The sequence below is a fragment of the Sphingobium sp. D43FB genome (assembly GCF_002312805.1).
In the GTDB taxonomy this organism is placed as follows: Bacteria; Pseudomonadota; Alphaproteobacteria; order Sphingomonadales; family Sphingomonadaceae; genus Sphingobium.
Genome location: NZ_NMUA01000006.1, coordinates 43,299 through 60,595, shown reverse-complemented (window position 1 = coordinate 60,595; position 17,297 = coordinate 43,299). Strand labels below are relative to the sequence as shown.

Here is a 17,297-nt window from a genome sequence, read left to right as displayed (position 1 = left end):
GGCGCTCAGCTTCCCCCTGTGCGTCACTGCGCTGACGCTGGTCCTCGGCGGTCAGATCTTCGCAGGGCAGGCCGTGGCCCGCGACTACGGCCAGCAAGGCGCCGTCTGGCCGGTGATCGAGCCCGATCTCCTGCAGCAGATCCATGCGCGCCTCCAGCACCTAGAAAAAACCGGCGAGACGGCCCGGCTTAACGAGGATTTGAAGCGGCGGACCATCGCACGGGTCAAGCGCCCGGCGCCGGTAGCCGGAATTGTGCCGGCATCGGTCATGCGGCGCTGGAACTTCGATCCGACCATCGCGGTCGAAGCCGATATCCGCGATGACAAGGGCCGGGTCATCATGGCGCGGGGCACCCGCGTCAATCCGCTCGATACAGTCCCGCTACGCGCGCCGCTGGTCTTCCTCGATGGCGACGATGAGCGCCAAGTCGACTGGGCCGCGAGGCGCTACGCCGGAACGACGGCCAAGTTCATCCTGGTGAACGGCGCCCCGCTCGATCTGATGAAGGCACGCCAACGGCGTTTCTATTTCGACCAGGGCGGCAAGCTTGTCGAACGCTTCGGCATCCGTGCGGTGCCAGCAACGGTCGAGCAGCAGGGCCGCGTCCTCCTCGTTACCGAACAGGCCATCAGGCCCAAGCCTGGACAACAGCCATGATCTGGAAATCTCGCCCAGCAGCAAGGCACTGCTTTGCGCTTCTCGCCTCGCTGCTCCTGGCTTTTGCCAGCAGTTCCCCGGCGTCCGCTTCGGCGGGGCCGGGCCGCTGCACCGGCAAGTTCGTCAACCCGATCACCGATATCTGCTGGTCGTGCCTGTTCCCGATCTCGATCGGTGGCCTGAAGATCTGGCCATCGGGGCGGCCAGACCCCGACAATCCGGCGTTGCCGGTGTGCCTGTGCGGGCTGCGCCCCGGCATTGCCATGGGGTTCTGGGAGCCGGTGCGGCTTGCCGATGTCAGCATGAAGCCCTGGTGCTTCGTCAACCTCGGCGGAATGAAGCTCGACCCAGGCTTCGACATTGGCTTTAAGTCGATGGCCGGGCCTTCGGCGGTCGGCGGCGCGACGCAGTACAACTCGCAGTGGCACGTCCACTGGTATGCGTACCCGCTGATCTACTGGATGGAGATCGTAGCCGATTTCCTGTGCCTTGAATCGGGCTCGATCGACATTCTCTACATCACCGAGATCGACCCGCTCTGGCAGGACAGCGAGCTCACTGCGATCATCAACCCCGAGGCCGTGCTGTTCGCCAATCCGCTGGCGCTGGCGGCATGCGCTGCCGATTGCGTCCTCGCGACAGCCAAGCTGCCGTCGGACGCGCTGTTCTGGTGCGCGGGCTGCCAGGGCACGATGTATCCGCTCAACGGCAACGTCTCGGCGACGATCGGCCATGTCCAGGCCTCGCGGCTCGCGCTTTCACGGTTTGCCTACAAGCTCCACCGCGAACTCGTCGCCTGGGGCACGATGGGCGGCAAGGGCCTGTGCGGCAAGTACCTGATGCCGGTGATGCGCAAGCAGCAATACCGGTTCCAGGCCACCAATCCCAATCCGCAGACCAAGGGCCGCTACGCCTGCGCGCCCATTGGGGCTTCCACCACCTTCATGTCGGCAGGCCAAGTCTACCCCGCCATCGGCGAGGACATGGGCTATCTGGTCTGGCGCAAGCGGAACTGTTGCGCGCTATGAAAACCTCCCTCCACCATATTGTGCTGACAGCACTTGCGAGCACGGCAGCCCTCGGCGGCGCTCTTGCCCAGAGCACCGCCCCGGACATCGATCTCGAGGCGATCCGCGCGCGAGCGGCAAGCGAAGCCGGTGAGGCCGATGCACTCGCGGCCCAGGCCCGCGCACGGGCCAGCGCGGTGACGGCTGAAGCCACTGCAAGCGCGGAAGCGGGCAAGACCAACGGTCGGGGCTATGCGAACGAACCCAAGCCGCGCGGGCAAACCAGCGATCCGACATTCGACTTCGACCGGATGGTTGTCGATGCGAGCGACATGGCCAAGAATGGCTTGGGCGAGGCCCCTCGCTTCATTGCCTTTGCGTCGCTGTCGATGCCGGCCCCCGCGCTTCGGCAGATGATGGATGACGTGACGCGCGCCGGCGGCGTGGTCGTGTTCCGCGGGCTTACGCAAGGCTCGGCCAAAGTCATGACCGATGCCTTGTCGCGTGTCCTGAAGCCCGGCGAACAGATGGACGGTGTCGGGATCGACCCGCGCCTGTTCCGCACCTTCGGCATCGAAACCGTGCCGACCTACATCGTCACCTCGAGCGACTTCGACCTGTGCGACGGGTTCGATTGCACCACCGCCGTCCCGCCCTTCGATCGCATGAGCGGCAATGTGACCACGGCCCATGCGCTCACGACCTTTGCGCAAGGCAGCGGCCCCGGCGCGAAGCTCGCCGCCCAGCATCTCGCCCGACTTGAAAGGCAAAAGCCATGAAAGGCACCTTCTTCGCGAGCATCGCGCTCGCACTCATGTGCCCCACCCTCGCCCACGCTCAGGCCCAGGGCACCATGGATGCCGCCAAGGCCGACGGGAAAGCTTTCGGCAAGGACAAGGCCGGGACGGCGCAGAATGCCGCGACGGTCCAACCCGATGCCAGCCGGGTGCCCAATTTTGGCGGGGTACCGAGCCAATCGGGCTACTTCGACGACCCCGACCGGATGAGCCGTGAAGCGGCCAGTCAGACGAGCACCAGCACCGGTTATCGCACGATGAAGGATTCGATGGATCGGCGCGCGCGCTTCGCGCCGCAGGATCTCGATGCGACCATTGCGCGCAGCAAGGTCATTAGTGACGATCCGCTCTCCTATACGAGCGGCATGGCGATCGGCGGCACCCAGGGCCGCTGCGTCCCCCTGCCTCCGGGAACGGGCAGCGCCGCACGCTACATGGCCACCTGCAACACCGGCTACACAGCGACCCAGGAGGCGAAGAACTGCCCGGTGACGCTCACCGCCCGGGTCGAGCAGCGGCAGGTCTACGGCTATTATTGCGTCGGCGGCAACGGGGTTGATCCAGCTACGGTTTACAACTGCAACCGCTATCCAGCGCCGCAGTGCACGGTCACGCAGTCCTACCCCATCAACCTGTGCGATCCCTATCTGGGCATCTACTGGGGTTGCAACTCGGGCGACCTCCGGGTCGATCTGGTCAGCTGCACGTCCCCGGTCGACGGCGCGACGCCCTACACGGTGACAGGCGAGAATGTCGTCACGACGACGCGCGACGAAAGCCAGTGCGCCAGCCTCGCCGGTGATAGCAGTTGTCAGCAGGACACCGAGAGCTGCACCGACAGCGAACCGGTGACGCGCATCGTCGATGGCGTGGCTGTCACCCAGCCCTGCTGGGCCTGGTCGCGCAGCTACGCTTGCGCGACCTATACCGAGGCGCAGGACTGCCAGACGCTGGAGAGCACGCCCGGCTGCAAACTGGTGCGCGAGGATTGCCTGACGGACGAGCCGTGCCGAACCTGGGAGCGGGTCTATGACTGCCCGGTTCCCGACCAGCCGGCGAACACCAACCAGTTCATCTGCGACGGCGACGTCTATTGCATCGACGGCTCGTGCGAGACGATCGAGCGCGAGGCCAATGACGAGTTCAAGGATGCGGCGGTTGCCCTCAATGCGATGAACCAGGCGCGGCGCGAGTTCGATCCCGACACGCTCAGCCTGTTCAAGGGCACCCGCGAAACGTGCTCGTCCAAGGTCTTCGGCATTCTCAACTGCTGCAAGGGCAAGGGTTTTCCGCTGATCCCGGGAATCCAGCTGCTCGTGGCGCTGGGGTGCAGCCGCGAGGAGATGCTGCTCCACGAGCGCGATGTGCAAGGCCTGTGCGCCTATGTCGGGACCTACTGCTCGTCCTCGTTCCTCGGCGTCTGCCTGACCAAGAAGAAGGTCTACTGCTGCTTCGAATCCAAGCTCTCGCGGATCCTCCAGGAGCAGGGCCGCCAGCAGCTGGGCCGGCCCTGGGGCAAGCCCAAGACCGAGCAGTGCCTTGGCTTCACTATCGACGAGTTCGCCCGGCTCGACCTCTCGAAGATGGATTTCAGCGAAGTCTATGCCGAGTTCACCGATGCCGCCCGCCTGCCTGACGAACTGCAGGCTGCCACCGAAATCCAGCAGAAGATCGAGGATTATTATGCCCGCGCACGCCAGTAAGGCCAGCGGGCGGCTTCTGGCCGCCTGCCTCACGCTCATCGCCTCCTGCCCGCTCGTTGCCACCCCGGCGGGAGCCGAGGAGCCGCCACTCATCTCGGCCAGCGACAAGCAGGACAGCTTCTACTGCGCGGAGCGCCGGCTCGGATACTGGTTCTACTGCACCAGGCCCAAGCCGCCCGAGCGCGACACGGCAATTCCGGCCCCGAGTGCCAGCGCGACCAGCCAGCTCGACGCCGTCACGGCGACCTTGCGCGAACTCAAGGCCAAGGCGATCCTGGAGCCCACGCCCGCCAATGTGACGGCCTATATCCGGTTCCAGCGTGAGCAGCTCGACCGCGCCTCGCTGTTCAGCGATGTCTGGCAGCGGGCGATCTGGCAGGACCCCGACCTCGACTATACGCTGCAGCGCCCCGTCTCGACGCTGGGCAAGCGCCAATGGCAGGACGCGCGGAGTTCCGAGCGCGACACGGTCATGGGCAATCTCTCGCAGCGCTACGGCCTGTTCTACTTCTTCGCGCAGAGCTGCGGCGCCTGCGAGGTCATGTCGCCGATCGTCCAAGGCGTCGCCTCGACCTGGCACATCACCGTGCGCGCGATCTCGACCGACGGCGGTCCGTCGCGGCATTTCCCGAGCTACACCGTCGAGACCAACCAGCGCACCCGCATGGGGCTCGAGCCCAAGGTCACGCCGGCGGTTGTGCTGTGGGACGCTGCCAAGGGCCGCGCAATCCCGGTCGGCTACGGCGTGATGTCCGCCGACGAGCTTCAGGACCGCATCTACCTCCTCACATCGAAGGAAGCCGGACGTGACTACTAGGATGAAACGCCCAAAGACAGTGCTGCTGGCCGCGCTCCTCGCGGCCACCCTCCCTCTCAGCAGCGTCTCGGCTGACGTCGGCAGTTCGATGGACTCGTTCCTGAACGATGTGGGCGGCGCGGCCAATGTGAACGGCCCGACCGCGTTCCAGGGCCAGTCGGCAGGTTATTACAGCCTCGGCAACGTCTGGACGCGCTTCCCCCAAAAGACGACCAACATCGCCAACCTGCAACTGCCGCGCGCGCGCGCCGGCTGCGGCGGTATCGATATCTTCGCCGGCTCATTCAGCTTCATCAATGCCAGCGAGATCGTCGCGATGCTGAAAGCGGTCGCCAACAATGCGGTCGGTTTTGCCTTCAGCCTCGCGATCGACACGGTCTGCCCGGAATGTTCGAAGATTATGCAGGAGTTCAGCCAGAAGGCTCAGCTCATGAACAATCTCAACATCAACAGCTGCGAGATGGCCCAAGGCCTGGTCGGCGGCATCTGGCCCAAGGGCGACCTTGCGGACAAGGCGATCTGCGAGGCGATCGGCAATTCCGAAGGCATCTTCACCGACTATGCCGCTGCCAAGCATGGCTGCGGCACCAAAGGCCAGCGCGCCAGCACCACGGCGCAAGGGTCGGGCAAGTACGATGACGTCAATCCCGGGGTGGCTCGGAACTACACCTGGACCATCCTCAAGAAGTCGGCATTCTTCTCACCGGGCGGGACGTTCGACCGCGAACTGGCCGAATATGCGATGACGCTCATCGGCACGATCATCTATGTGCCGCCCAAGGACGACGAGCCGGGCAAGTTCGTGCCGATCGCCGGCGAAGCCTCGTCGACGCTCGTCACCTCGCTGCTCGATGGCACCGGAGCCAACCGCGTCCTCATTTTCAACTGCGATGAGACCGACAAGTGCCTCGATCCCGGCTTCAAGTCGTTCGCCCTGCCGGCGTCGAAGGCCCTTCGCCCACGGGTGGCGGCGCTGATCGACGGCATGGTCCAGGCGATCCATGACGACACCCCGATCACCGATGCGCAGAAGGAACTGCTCCAGGTCGCCTCGATCCCGCTCTACAAGATCCTGACCGTTCAGGCCGCCTATGGCCGCGGTATGCCCACTGATGACCGCGAAACGCTGGCGGAGATCGCCAGTGTCGATCTGCTGTTCGCGGTCCTGGACCGGATCGTCAGCGAAGCGGGCCGGTCGATGTCGAGCTTCATCGGCGCCGACGAAGCCAAAATCGCGATGTGGCAGGGCCAGGTGAACGTGGTGCGCCAGGCGCTCGCCGACCGGCAGGCGAACACGCACCTGCGCGTCAGCGCGATCATGCAGATCATCGAGAAGACGGCGTTCATCGAGAACGTGCTCGCGACTCAGATGTCGCCGGGCATGGCTGCAGCGCTCGACTGGTCGCGCGGGGTCCAGAGCCGCGCCCTCACCCACTGACGCTTCCCTTCTTCCCCCTCTTCGCAGGATGCGAATGCAATGGTCGAGATTTTCACGGTTGGCGGCGGCGACTACCTGGTCAACGTGTTCCAGGCAGTCGCGGCATGGACCGGCAACGGCGGCTACAAGAGCCTGCTCCAGGTGGTGATGGTAATGGGGCTGGCGCTCTCGGCGCTGACCCTCGCCTTCAACCAGGACTGGCGCGCGTGGATCAACTGGTTCCTCGGCGCGACGCTGATGTATTCCTGCCTGATGGTGCCGCGCATAGACGTGCATGTGACAGACCGGCTGAACCCCAGCCTGGCGCCAGCCAATGTCAGCAATGTGCCGCTGGGCCTCGCGCTGATGGCGAGCTTCACCAGCCAGGTCGGCGACTATCTCACCGGCTCGGCCGAGGTCGTGTTCGGCCTGCCCGGCGATCTCAACTATTCGCGCAACGGCATGATCTACGGCGCGCGGCTGTACGATGCGACGCGGTCGCTGCGCATTTCCGATCCCGAGTTCGCCGCCAATCTCGACGAGCATTTCCGGCAATGCGTGTTCTACGACGTGCTGCTTGGCCGCTATTCGATGAAGGAACTGGCCGAGACAAACGACATCTGGGCGACGATTGCGCCGGGGAGCCAGGCCCGGGCACAGCGCTTCCTGACCCGTGACGCAGCTTCGGGCCAGGTTACCTCGACGATCATCACCTGCCGCGAAGCCTACGATGCCCTGAACGCGCAGTGGACCGGCCTCATCGATGGCATGGGAACGGTCTTCGGCCGCCAGCTTTACCCCAATCAGACAGCGGCGCTGGCCAAGGCCAAGCTGTTCTCGGACCTGCCGGTCGCCTACCAGTACCTCGCCGGTGTGTCGGCCAGTGCGACGGACATCTTCAAGCAGACGTTGACGATCAACGCGATGAGCCAGGCGATGCATTCGCTCAGCGGTGCCAGCGGCGCGGGCAATGTCGACGTCTATGCCCAGACGCGCGCCGACATCCAGACCGAGCGCACCTATGGCTCGATCGCCAGCAATGCGATGAAGTGGGTGCCACTCCTCAATGTCGTGCTGACAGTCCTGTTCTACGCCCTCTTCCCGGTGCTGTTTCCGCTGTTCCTGCTGCCCAAGACCGGCCCGCTGGCGCTCAAAGGCTATGTCACCGGATTCTTCTACCTCGCTGCCTGGGGTCCGCTATTCGTGATCCTGCACATGATGCTGATGTTCAAGGGCGCGGCAGACATGAGCGCCGTTGCCGGCAGCAATGGCCTCAGCCTCGCCAGTTTCACCGGCATGTCCGACGTCAACAGTGATATCGGCCTGCTCGCTGGTTACCTGATCGCCTCGGTGCCGTTCCTCGCGGGCGGCGTCGCCAAGGGCGCGATGGCGATCTCGCACCATGCGACCAGCTACCTCAACCCCAGCCAGAACGCCGCCGAGGAGGCCGCCCGCGAAGCGAGCACGGGCAATGTGGCGCTGGGCAACACGAGCCTAGAGAATTCGAGCGTAATGACCCGGCAGTTCGCGCAAGGCACGATCGCGCCAAGCTTCACCTATGGTGCGGCGCAGACCCGCACGCTCAGCGACACGGGCACAACCACAACGAGCTTTCCCGAAGCCAGCTACGATCAGCTCCCGAATTCCAGCTATCCATTCACGCCGTCGCTCGGTCAGGAGTTCACATCGCGCCTGTCCACCATGGCATCGCAGGCCCGCTCGAATAGCGAGACCTATGCGAACGTCGCCACGGAATCGACCGCAAGCGCCGTCTCTCAATTCCGCGAACTGCGCAGCCAGTTTAGCCGCGGCAACGCATTCGAGAGCGCAACCGGCACCTCAACCTCCGACAGCATCCAGACAGCCTTCAGTGAGGTCGATCAGGCTTCCACCAACCTACAGCGCCAGTTCGGGCTGTCTCGCCGCGCTGCCGACGACATCACCGTTGCGTGGTTTCTTAATGGAGAGGCTGGTGCGAGCGCCGGTGTGACCAATGGAGTAGCTTCAGCGAATATCGGTGCCAAAGGAGGACGAAACCAAGCCTGGACCGACAGTGACATCGGCATCGCATCGGAAGATCGCTCGCGCATCTTCGGCAGCCTCGCCCAGATGTCGGACAGTCGCAACTGGTTGAGCACCCGCGACGGGTTCGTTCGATCTGTCAGCACTTCCTCCAGTTCGTCGGTATCAACCACGGCCAGTGGTATGAATGCGTCTCTGACCGAATCGCAAAGTTACAGCCGCGAGGCTCGGCGCGCCGAGGAGCTTGCGAACCGACTGGAGAGCCAGGCTGCATTCTTCGAGGGCAGCAGTGCCGCCGGTAGCCTCAACCTGTCTCAGGCATACCGGGAATGGGGCCTCGCCGAGATCGAGCGCAATCGCGACTACTATGGAAGCGTAAGGTTCGACGACGTCACCTTCCAACTCAGTCCCGGAGGGCAGGCTTTGCAGGGCAAGTTCATTGAGAGCTACGCGGAACAGCTTCGCGACGGAATCGACGATCGTCTGGTCCTAACACCGGGCGAGCCGGTATCCCGTCCCACAATGTCTAGCCCTGCGGCTGTTCGCGGTCGCGCCTCTATCGGGGGTGGCGCGCAGCCGAGCGTACCGCAGGTGGCACCTGACGAACTCCACGATGAGGTCCAACGCGCCCAAGCGGCCGGTCGCCAGCGAATCGGGGGATCGAGAAGCCGCCTCGATGCGGTCACCAAGGGAGCGCAGGGGGCGAGCGCAGAGGCCGCCGATGATGTAAAGGAGTGGTAGGTGTCAGCCCCGCAAAACGTCCCAGTAAATCACGAACCCAACGAAAAATACCAAAACGGTCAACACCAAGATGCTCAAACCTCGCGCCCACGGGTCAGCCCAAGCTTTTCTAAACCTATATTCGGTCAAGCGGTTCTCGCGGATCGCCTGATCGATTTCGGAAAGACCCTCCCACCTCTGGGATCGGTGCTGCTCTGCCTGCTCAAAATCGAAGTTTGTCATGATAGCGTTCATCTCGCTTCTCGTCGGAACATAGCAAAAACACAGGCGATGGGAATTCAAATTTTCAGTTCGCAGACCAAAACATCACACGCACCCTCTCCTTCCATTCCAACCCGCACAAAAAATGGCTGCATTGTTGGACACCGCGGAATTGATTTAGCCACCCTCCTGAGTGGTACGAAGTCGCGTGAACGCTTCAACGCAGGAGGGTGACCGATGTCGATCTATGCTGGGCTGGATGTGAGTGACAAGACCACGCACGTGTGCGTGGTTGACGCGGACGGTGGTGTTCTGAAGCGCGATGTAGTGGTCAGTGATCCTGAAGCATTGGCCAAATGGCTCGGCAAGCATTGCCCTGACTTATCTCGAGTGGTGCTGGAGACCGGCCCTTTATCGACGTTCCTGTACCATGGCCTGACAGAACGCGCGGTCCCCGTCGAATGCATTTGCGCTCGCCATGCCAAAGGCGTGCTGTCGACGCGGGTCAACAAGAGCGATGTTCACGACGCCGAGGGTCTTGCCCAGCTCGCCCGCACTGGCTGGTTCAAACGTGTTCACATGAAGGCGTCGGCCACGCATATCGACCGGGCAGCCTTGCGCATCCGGACGCAGCTCATCGCTACACGCGTCGCCATGGGCAATCAGCTGCGTGGCCTCTTGAAGCTGTTCGGCCTGCGATTGGGCGCGGCTCGCACCCCAGGGAAGCGCGCTGAACGCCTGGCAGCGTTGTATCGCCAGCGTCCCGACTTGGAGCCTTTGTTCGCTCCCCTCGTCGCTTCCATGGAAGTGATCGAGCATCAGCTACGCGCGTCCAACCGACTGCTGGAAGAACGTGCCACTGCTGATCCGATCTGTGCCCGGCTGATGAGTGTTCCGGGCGTTGGTCCCATCACCGCACTCACCTTTACGGCCAGCGTCGAAGATCCACACCGCTTTGCTAGGAGCGAGGATGTCGGAGCCTACGCCGGCCTGGTTCCACGCCGCAGCCAATCGGGCGAACGGGACGTGCGCGGGTATATCTCAAAAGCCGGCGACCCGATGCTCCGCCGATCTCTATACGAGGCTGCAAACATCGTTTTGTGCCGTGTGCAGCGGCCATTCGCTCTACAAACGTGGGGCAAGCACATTGCCGAAACCAAGGGCAACAAACGGGCCAGGATAGCAGTCGCCCGCAAACTGGCCGTGTTGCTCCACTCGCTGTGGCTGAACGAGTCGGAGTTCCGCTGGGCATGATGCCAGCGCCCTTCTTCCCGGTCAGCCATGCCCGGACGATCTCGCCCGGACTGTAGAGGCCCCAACCTCGAGTCGGACCCAGAGACGTCCACCCACTTCCGCCCGGCCGCGATCATGAAGGCTCGGACACACCGCACAAAACGCTGTCCGATGACCTCGAAGACAACCATTGGCACCGGGAAGATGGAGCACCCGTGAGAAAATCAATTAGACAACAGTCCTGACTGACAGCTTTTTGGCGATCAAACGGGAAGGTCTGCCGTTCTTTCAGGCGGGCGTGATATTCGACAGCTTCACGTCCAACATCAGCCGGTTGCTCAGTGCGCCGCAAGCAGGAGCGGACATCATTTGGGAATGGGCCGTTTGCCGACAGTGCGGTCTCTAGCGCGGCGACGCAAATAGCGGGAATTCTAGTGTACTAAGCCGAGTTTCGACCTTTGGCAGGATGAGGCGATTGTGCGCCATGACAGCTTCCGTTCGTCAAAAGGGGCCCAAGGGGCTATTACCCGAGAATGTTTATCGAGCGACGTATCAACCCTTCGAACGGCAACGTTGAACTCTGGCAATGCCAGTGGGAAAACTCCGGCAGTCAGGCTGCCAAGAAGGTCTACCTTCAAAAAATATGTGATGAGCAACCGGTTGATCGAGACGCCGAAGGCGGGCTCTCGGAAGAGGCTGCAATTTGCTGGGCCTATGGCCGAACCTTGGGAAACATTGCTGTCGTTTCACCTTCCCTGCTGGGGCATTTTCCTGGAAAGGTCGGCAACGACGCATTGCTCCCGTGCGATTTTGCCCATGCCGGGAAATTTCGCCATGGCGCTGAACGCCTTTGGTGCCGGACACACCAAACCCATTGGGGTACAAAGGCAGACATAGAAGCGTTGGCGCAGCACGGCGTCATGCGCTGCGCAAACCATACGCAGTTGATGAACTACGTGGTCGCACCGTTGACCATCAACGTTACCGAATACGCTGAAGTCGGAATCTGGTGCTCAATGCCGGCAGCCCTATCAACTCAAGACATCAAACCTCGTCCGCCGAAAATTCACGTCCACGTGCGGGAAAAAACTGGCGACAGGAAAAAGATTGATCAAGATTTCAGTGCCATCTCGACGCTCTACAGCAGCGGCCTTGGCCTGTTTGCCAGCGACGAGATAACCCGTGTCAACATAACACCTCCGGCAGCCTTCGATTTCGTGAGAGCAATCGAAACCAATAGGGAAATGAGCTGCATCAATTGTTCCAGCTGCGGTTATCCCCATCTGGACCTCGCTGATTTTGCGGACACACCCCACCGCAAGCATTTCTGCGGAAATTGCGGGAGGGATAGCACCTGGAGCAAAGAGCCGATCATCTCTACACCGCTGAAGCCATTGCATGATGCATTCGCCAAAACGCTGAATTATGAAACGCCCGACAGAACTCTCGATCTCGACAGCTATGCCGGGTGCGACTTTGCCGTTTGGGCATCAACGCCGGCAATCGTCTGGACGGCGGCCAGGCCCCAGGAATTTGGTATTCACGTCCATGTCCACAACGGACAGAGCCGGATCGTCGATGACACATTCGACACCGTGGTTTATCATGGCAAGCCGCTGGAGCGGTCAACGCTCATAGCGTCGATGATCGCTCGAACAATTGTTTAGGACGTTCGCAGAGATATATTCTGACCGCCGGGCGGCTTCCTTCAGGCGGGTTTGGCGGCTTGCGCTGAGGCTTCGAGATTGACGATTGCCTTGATCTGCTCATCGACCAGACGCTGCAGGGCTTCGAACGCTGTATAAGTTCGAGTGCACTCCGCACCGAGAAGATCAACTATGTCTGTGAGAGCCAGCGCGTCACGGCCGCCGAAGCCATAGTAGAACTGACCTGTTCCGGTATTCTTGTGCCGGGTGACCATGCCCGTCACACCAAACACGAAGCGCGGCGAAAATCGATGATTGTAAGCGTTGCGGAAATCGCCCGTCGCGTCCTTGAAGGCTTGGCCGCCGATCGCCTCGACAGCCAGCTTCACCCGATTATATTTCTTGCCCCAGCCCCGCCCATAGATCCCGCTGGTATTCAAATCTATTTCGACATCGAGCGGCAGATCATCCTGCCAAGACGCGAAATCGCGCGTCATGTTGGCCTGATGACATAGATGCGCTGTCGCGAAGGCAAATCGTGATTTGATTACATAAGGCAGGTTCACAGCGTTCGTGGCCAGCACATCGATAAACTCGTGCGTCACCGCCATTTTCTCGTTGTCATCCATCGGCTCGATGACCGTTGCCCAAGCTTGTAACCGCTGTACGTGATTGGTGAGGTCGTTGATTGTATTGGCCAACTCGGTCGAAAACTCGCCCAGCATCAGCGAATAAGCCATCCAGAGGGCACTCATTTTCTCGGGAAGCGTGTACCAGTTGTAGGGCATGAAGCGCCCCGCAAGCGGCAGGTGAGCGCGTGCTTCACGATAGGCCCGATACATGCCGACGTCGGCCCCAACCGCCTTCAGGCTTTCAACGTTTAAGTCTGTCATGAAATCACCCCGAATGACTGAATATGGTGCGCTGATGCGGCGATATCAGTCGGTCGTCCCAGCCTATGGGCTTTGTCTGAGCTTTCTGTTGTTGTCCCGCGGCTTCCTCGATCATATGCAGGGTACCCAATCGTGAAAGAGCTGCCGCATCGCTGGGACAATTTCATTGTTTGAGAGCTTGGATAACTGACCAATAGAATGAACCGCTCAAACCGACCTCCACTTCCCCTGCTAATGCCTGAGCCATGGCAGCTACTAACGCCACTTAACATTAGAACGCGGCAACTATGGCCGTGGGGGCATTCGATTCAAAAATTCATACACACGTCAGAACCGCGCCCCAGAGGATACGACAACATTCTCATCGCTTCCGACTACGGCGGAGCGCACAAAAATTCGACACACATTGTATATTGCTTTCTCGTCGTTGGGGGTGGGGGGCGCAACTGGCTTGCCCGGATGAGACCTGCTCGCGACGATTTGCTGCCAGACGGAAGGACTATGTCATATAAGCGGTTGGGCGACCCAAAACGCCAGTTTGCATTGGACGCGTTCCTCTCGGCAGCGTCTCAACTAGACGGCCACTTGGTTGCAATCGCGGTCGACAAGAAGAAGAAATGGCTTTCAACTCAGCCTAACTCGTCGGAGAAAATTCGCGCAATGTTAGGGTTGAAGTGTGTTTGGAATCCTATGGCTTTCGAAGATATGATTCGAAAGGTTCAGATAGCCGCAATTTTGATTTCCCTTTGGTCAAAACCGGGAACGAATGTCACTTGGATCACCGATCAAGATGCATTTGTTGCGAACGGCAAGCGACATGACGATGCGTTGACGGCAGTCGCGCGCATGACCTCATTGTATAATACCCATCCAATGGGCGTTTTCCGCTTGAACACGACCGATCAGGATGAGGATTCACGAGACTACGAAGATCTTTGCGCGATCCCAGATTTGGCTGCCGGGATGATGGCTGACGTCACCATGCGCCTAACCAAGGATTCGGTCCGGATAAGTGACTATAAGCGGGCTCTGAATTCGAATCTTCCAGACAAGGCCGAAATCATTGCTGACTGGTTTTGGGCATCGAACACTCGTCTGAGAAAGACGCTGATCACCATTGAAACAGAAGGCGAAAAATATCGGGTGCAACCAGTTTGGATGTCCGATTCCTCCGCAGCATCATGATCGATGCGAATAGCGTTTTGCCTTCATCCCAGCCGGCTGAACATGGTCCGCTGGCGCGGCAATATCAGCCGGTCATCCCAATCTATGGTCTTTGCTCGCGGCTTTTGCTTCCCCTCCCCTGAAATGATCGACAGTTCGCCTTCATCGCGTAGCAAAAGCAGCTGGCTGGTCAAAATCTCGGATGTTACCGGTGTGTCATTGCAGTTTCCGGCGAAGAGGCTTTCAACCACCAAGCCACCGCCCTCCCCCTGGTTCGCAGCATGAATCATGCGGGGAAGCTGATCGAGGACGGCAGCCTCTGACCGGGTCAGTGCATCGTCATCGAACATGAAATTCATCAGGTCTTGGCGTAGGTCGCGCGAAGGATCGAAACCCAGCGCGTGAAAACCCGCGCCGCCATGATGCTGAAAATGGTTGTTGAGCCGCCAGTGTAGTTTGCCCATTTCGTCACGCGCTTGCCGATGATTGGACAGATGGAGCAGCCAATAGGAGCGATGGCTATCGACAGAATGGATGAAGAACGGCGTGTAAAATTGGGCTCCGGTTCGGTTCTGGACGTGACGGTACAGCCCGTTCTGGATCAGGTAGCGCCAGCCGTCTCCGTTCTTGAGGTCGAGCAATGCTTTCACATCTTCGCGATTGAGCTCAAGGCCGAGCATGGCTTCGGTTTCTGCGCGCTTGTCGGAGAGAAAGTCGATCAGGGCATCGACGGCGAACGTAAGCAGGATTTCGGGATTTTTGATCTGCGCGAGGATCGCGCGGATAGTCTGGAAGCGGACGTCGCTCCAGCCATATTGATCCAGAAAGAAGAGCGACCGCTGCGCCGTTCCCTTGCTCTGAATGCGTGAGATGATTCCGGGGCAAGCGTCTTCGAAAGTCGAGCAGTGGAGGAATATGTCGTTTCCAAGCCGCGAATCATACCCGCGCTTGATGAGCAAATCGCGTAGAAACGCGATATGATCTGCGTTCTCATCGACAAAGATGAAGTCTGCACGAACCTGAAACCCCTTGATGCGCGCAGCTTTCAAAGCCTGGTCGGCCTCTTCCACCGCGCGAAGCAGTCGCAATGGCGAACCATCCGCTTCGCTGCCGCCGTGCCGGTACAGACCGCCGCCGCAAAAGCCGTCGACGATCGTAAGGTTCAGCATCGTTTGGCTGAAAGTTCGCGTCAGTCGATCAATATAAATGCCGAGATACTGTTCGGAGATATCATGCTTGGCAACGCTGTGGTCGCCAAGCAGCGGGAGAGGTTTGCCGATGCGCCAGTCATAGTGCTTCTTGCTCATGCAGCAACGGCAGCCCCGCGCTTCTTGCTCAGGCTCTCACCCATGCTCAAAATATGGTCGGCCCCCTGCAATCCTTTGGTATGCGGACCAGCCCAGAGCAAATAATAGAGCGGCGCGCCTTTTGAGTTACGGATCAACCGGGGGGTCGACACATGGCCAAAGGCCGCCTTCAAGCGAGCACGATACAATTGCAGAAGGCGATCGGCGTATTCTTCGCGCTTTTCAAAGCCAGGGGTGTTGAACAACCCGCCGCTGCGCTCGCGATAGACCTCCTCGAACCAGGCCCTCGATCCGAAATAGGCATCAAGCGTTTTGGCCCATGCGGCCGGAATCTCGCCGGAGTTGGGGAGCATTCGCTGGATTGCCATGCTCAGCGCGAAATTGACCACGACCTCGAAAATTCCAGTGGCGGCCAGTTTTTCAACACTGGCCCACTCCAGATTCGCACCGAATGGATCAAGGAATGCGATGCCGCGATGGGTGGCCTTGGAAATCTGCCTAGCAGTAACCCAGCTTATGCCATCTGCGGCACTGGTGCGCAAAATGTCGATCTGACGCGTGCCGTCGAATTCGACTTTGACCGCCTCGAGTTCTTCGCATCGCGCTGGGTCATTTTCGACAAAAACATAGCGCGAAAACGGGTTCGCAACATTCAATGCCACACGCGGCGAGCCGTCGATCAGTTCGGTGCGATCAACATCGCTGGCGGGCTCTGGTTCAAACAGCGGTATCGACTCGTCTTCCTGAGCAGAATTAGCGCGAACCAGTGCGCGTCCGCCGCCCGCGAAGGCGTCAACATATATGGTGCGCCAACGCTGATTCTTCAGCACCTTGGCGTAGAAATCCAGATAGCGTTCAAGCGCCTCCAGCTTCTCTTTTGCCCAAGGACCGACGACCGCGATATCCGGCACTATAGAGCCCCCACTTTCGCTTCGGGAAACTGATTCCATTCCTGGCCGTCGAGTTCTCGGCCTCCCGACTTGGGCCGCGGGCCGCCCCATTGCTTGAAGAAGAAAGCGACATCCTGCGCCAGACACTGGTCCCGCACCTCACGCACCCACTCCAGATGGATAGGTCGTGCGCCTGGACCCGATTCACCGCCAACAATCACCCAGTCGATCCCGGCGAGATCCACCGTGCCTATGGCGCCGATGAGCGGTTCGATCGACAGGAACCGCACGCCGGCTGGACTTTCCCGTAGATGTGCGACGCGAGGCCTGGCCTTGGCATCTTCGACGGAAACACCACACCAAATGTGGGCAGGTCCGCGCCCGTCACCATAGCGAGCCCGCAGGTAATTGCGCATAAGCGAGCTACGCTTGGTCAAGACCTGAAAGGTATGCCAATGCGCCGCTTCCATAGTGTCAAAAACGCTGTTGATGAAGCTTCGCGGCACCTTCTTGTGGAAGAGATCGCTCATTGAATTGACGAATATCATCCGTGGCCGCTTCCACCGGAGCGGTTGCTGCACGCGCTCTGGGCGGAGAGTGAGGTCGAAGCCGTTTTCAAAGGGATGGCCAGCAATGCCGCGCCAGCGCTCGGCAAACCGTTCAGCATAGCAATTGTCGCAGCCACGCGTTATCTTCGTGCATCCGGTGACCGGATTCCACGTCGCGTCGGTCCATTCAATTGCGCTTCCGTCAGACATAGCGAAACCCTATTCAATTGCGATCATTCTAGCAGTCAGGGAA

The 17,297-nt window shown here is 60.5% G+C and carries 15 protein-coding genes; 11 read left to right on the top strand and 4 right to left on the bottom strand.

The features are described 5' to 3' along the window. Positions 1-16: 16 nt before the first annotated feature. The 10 genes from traW (at position 17) to SxD43FB_RS07145 (ending at position 12,263) form a co-directional block, all read left to right on the top strand. Positions 17-658 carry a type-F conjugative transfer system protein TraW gene (gene traW, locus SxD43FB_RS07190; RefSeq protein WP_096061683.1) on the top strand — a complete coding sequence of 214 codons (642 nt, stop codon included), beginning with the start codon at positions 17-19 and terminating at the stop codon, positions 656-658. Then, the gene (gene traU / locus SxD43FB_RS07185; RefSeq protein WP_255245625.1) at positions 655-1,686 is read left to right on the top strand and encodes a conjugal transfer pilus assembly protein TraU; all 1,032 of its coding nucleotides are present in this window, start codon (positions 655-657) and stop codon (positions 1,684-1,686) included. Before traW ends, traU begins: the two co-directional genes overlap by 4 nt. Further along, entirely contained in the window at positions 1,683-2,444 is a 762-nt protein-coding gene (trbC, locus tag SxD43FB_RS07180; protein WP_096061598.1) for a type-F conjugative transfer system pilin assembly protein TrbC, read from the top strand. The genes traU and trbC overlap by 4 nt, the downstream gene beginning before the upstream one ends. 35 nt (positions 2,445-2,479) lie before the next feature. Then, positions 2,480-4,165 (top strand): conjugal transfer protein TraN, encoded by a 1,686-nt coding sequence (locus SxD43FB_RS07175; RefSeq protein ID WP_255245633.1) that lies wholly within the window; start codon positions 2,480-2,482, stop codon positions 4,163-4,165. Then, complete coding sequence (locus tag SxD43FB_RS07170) at positions 4,146-4,982, top strand: conjugal transfer protein TraF (protein ID WP_096061596.1); 837 nt, start codon at positions 4,146-4,148, stop codon at positions 4,980-4,982. Before SxD43FB_RS07175 ends, SxD43FB_RS07170 begins: the two co-directional genes overlap by 20 nt. A 1-nt stretch (position 4,983) precedes the next feature. Beyond that, positions 4,984-6,420 carry a conjugal transfer protein TraH gene (locus SxD43FB_RS07165; RefSeq protein ID WP_096061595.1) on the top strand — a complete coding sequence of 479 codons (1,437 nt, stop codon included), beginning with the start codon at positions 4,984-4,986 and terminating at the stop codon, positions 6,418-6,420. 39 nt (positions 6,421-6,459) lie between these two features. Continuing rightward, a complete protein-coding gene (locus SxD43FB_RS07160) occupies positions 6,460-9,162 on the top strand; it encodes a conjugal transfer protein TraG N-terminal domain-containing protein (RefSeq protein WP_096061594.1) in 2,703 nt (900 codons plus the stop codon). Beyond that, positions 9,163-9,597, top strand: coding sequence for a hypothetical protein (locus SxD43FB_RS26320; protein WP_176482694.1), 435 nt, complete (start codon positions 9,163-9,165; stop codon positions 9,595-9,597). A 3-nt stretch (positions 9,598-9,600) separates the two neighbouring features. Then, on the top strand, positions 9,601-10,617 hold the full coding sequence (locus tag SxD43FB_RS07150) for an IS110 family transposase (protein ID WP_096061592.1): 1,017 nt from the start codon (positions 9,601-9,603) through the stop codon (positions 10,615-10,617). Between the two features lie 512 nt (positions 10,618-11,129). Then, positions 11,130-12,263 (top strand): hypothetical protein, encoded by a 1,134-nt coding sequence (locus tag SxD43FB_RS07145; RefSeq protein WP_096061591.1) that lies wholly within the window; start codon positions 11,130-11,132, stop codon positions 12,261-12,263. A gap of 41 nt (positions 12,264-12,304) precedes the next feature. Here the strand turns inward: SxD43FB_RS07145 and SxD43FB_RS07140 are convergent, their stop codons facing one another. Continuing rightward, positions 12,305-13,135, bottom strand: a complete 831-nt coding sequence (locus SxD43FB_RS07140; protein ID WP_096061590.1) for an integrase — start codon at positions 13,133-13,135, stop codon at positions 12,305-12,307. Positions 13,136-13,636: 501 nt separating this feature from the next. On the opposite strand from SxD43FB_RS07140, the gene SxD43FB_RS07135 reads away from it, so the two are divergent. Next, on the top strand, positions 13,637-14,320 hold the full coding sequence (locus SxD43FB_RS07135) for a hypothetical protein (RefSeq protein WP_096061589.1): 684 nt from the start codon (positions 13,637-13,639) through the stop codon (positions 14,318-14,320). 23 nt (positions 14,321-14,343) lie between these two features. Here SxD43FB_RS07135 and SxD43FB_RS07130 read toward each other — a convergent pair whose 3' ends face one another. The 3 genes from SxD43FB_RS07130 to SxD43FB_RS07120 are packed head-to-tail and all read right to left on the bottom strand — an operon-like array spanning position 14,344 to position 17,254. After that, positions 14,344-15,606, bottom strand: a complete 1,263-nt coding sequence (locus SxD43FB_RS07130; protein ID WP_096061588.1) for a three-Cys-motif partner protein TcmP — start codon at positions 15,604-15,606, stop codon at positions 14,344-14,346. Further along, a complete protein-coding gene (locus SxD43FB_RS07125; protein WP_217988780.1) occupies positions 15,603-16,517 on the bottom strand; it encodes a three-Cys-motif partner protein TcmP in 915 nt (304 codons plus the stop codon). The genes SxD43FB_RS07130 and SxD43FB_RS07125 overlap by 4 nt, the downstream gene beginning before the upstream one ends. Then, entirely contained in the window at positions 16,517-17,254 is a 738-nt protein-coding gene (locus tag SxD43FB_RS07120) for a phage Gp37/Gp68 family protein (protein ID WP_096061586.1), read from the bottom strand. The genes SxD43FB_RS07125 and SxD43FB_RS07120 overlap by 1 nt, the downstream gene beginning before the upstream one ends. Positions 17,255-17,297: the final 43 nt, after the last annotated feature.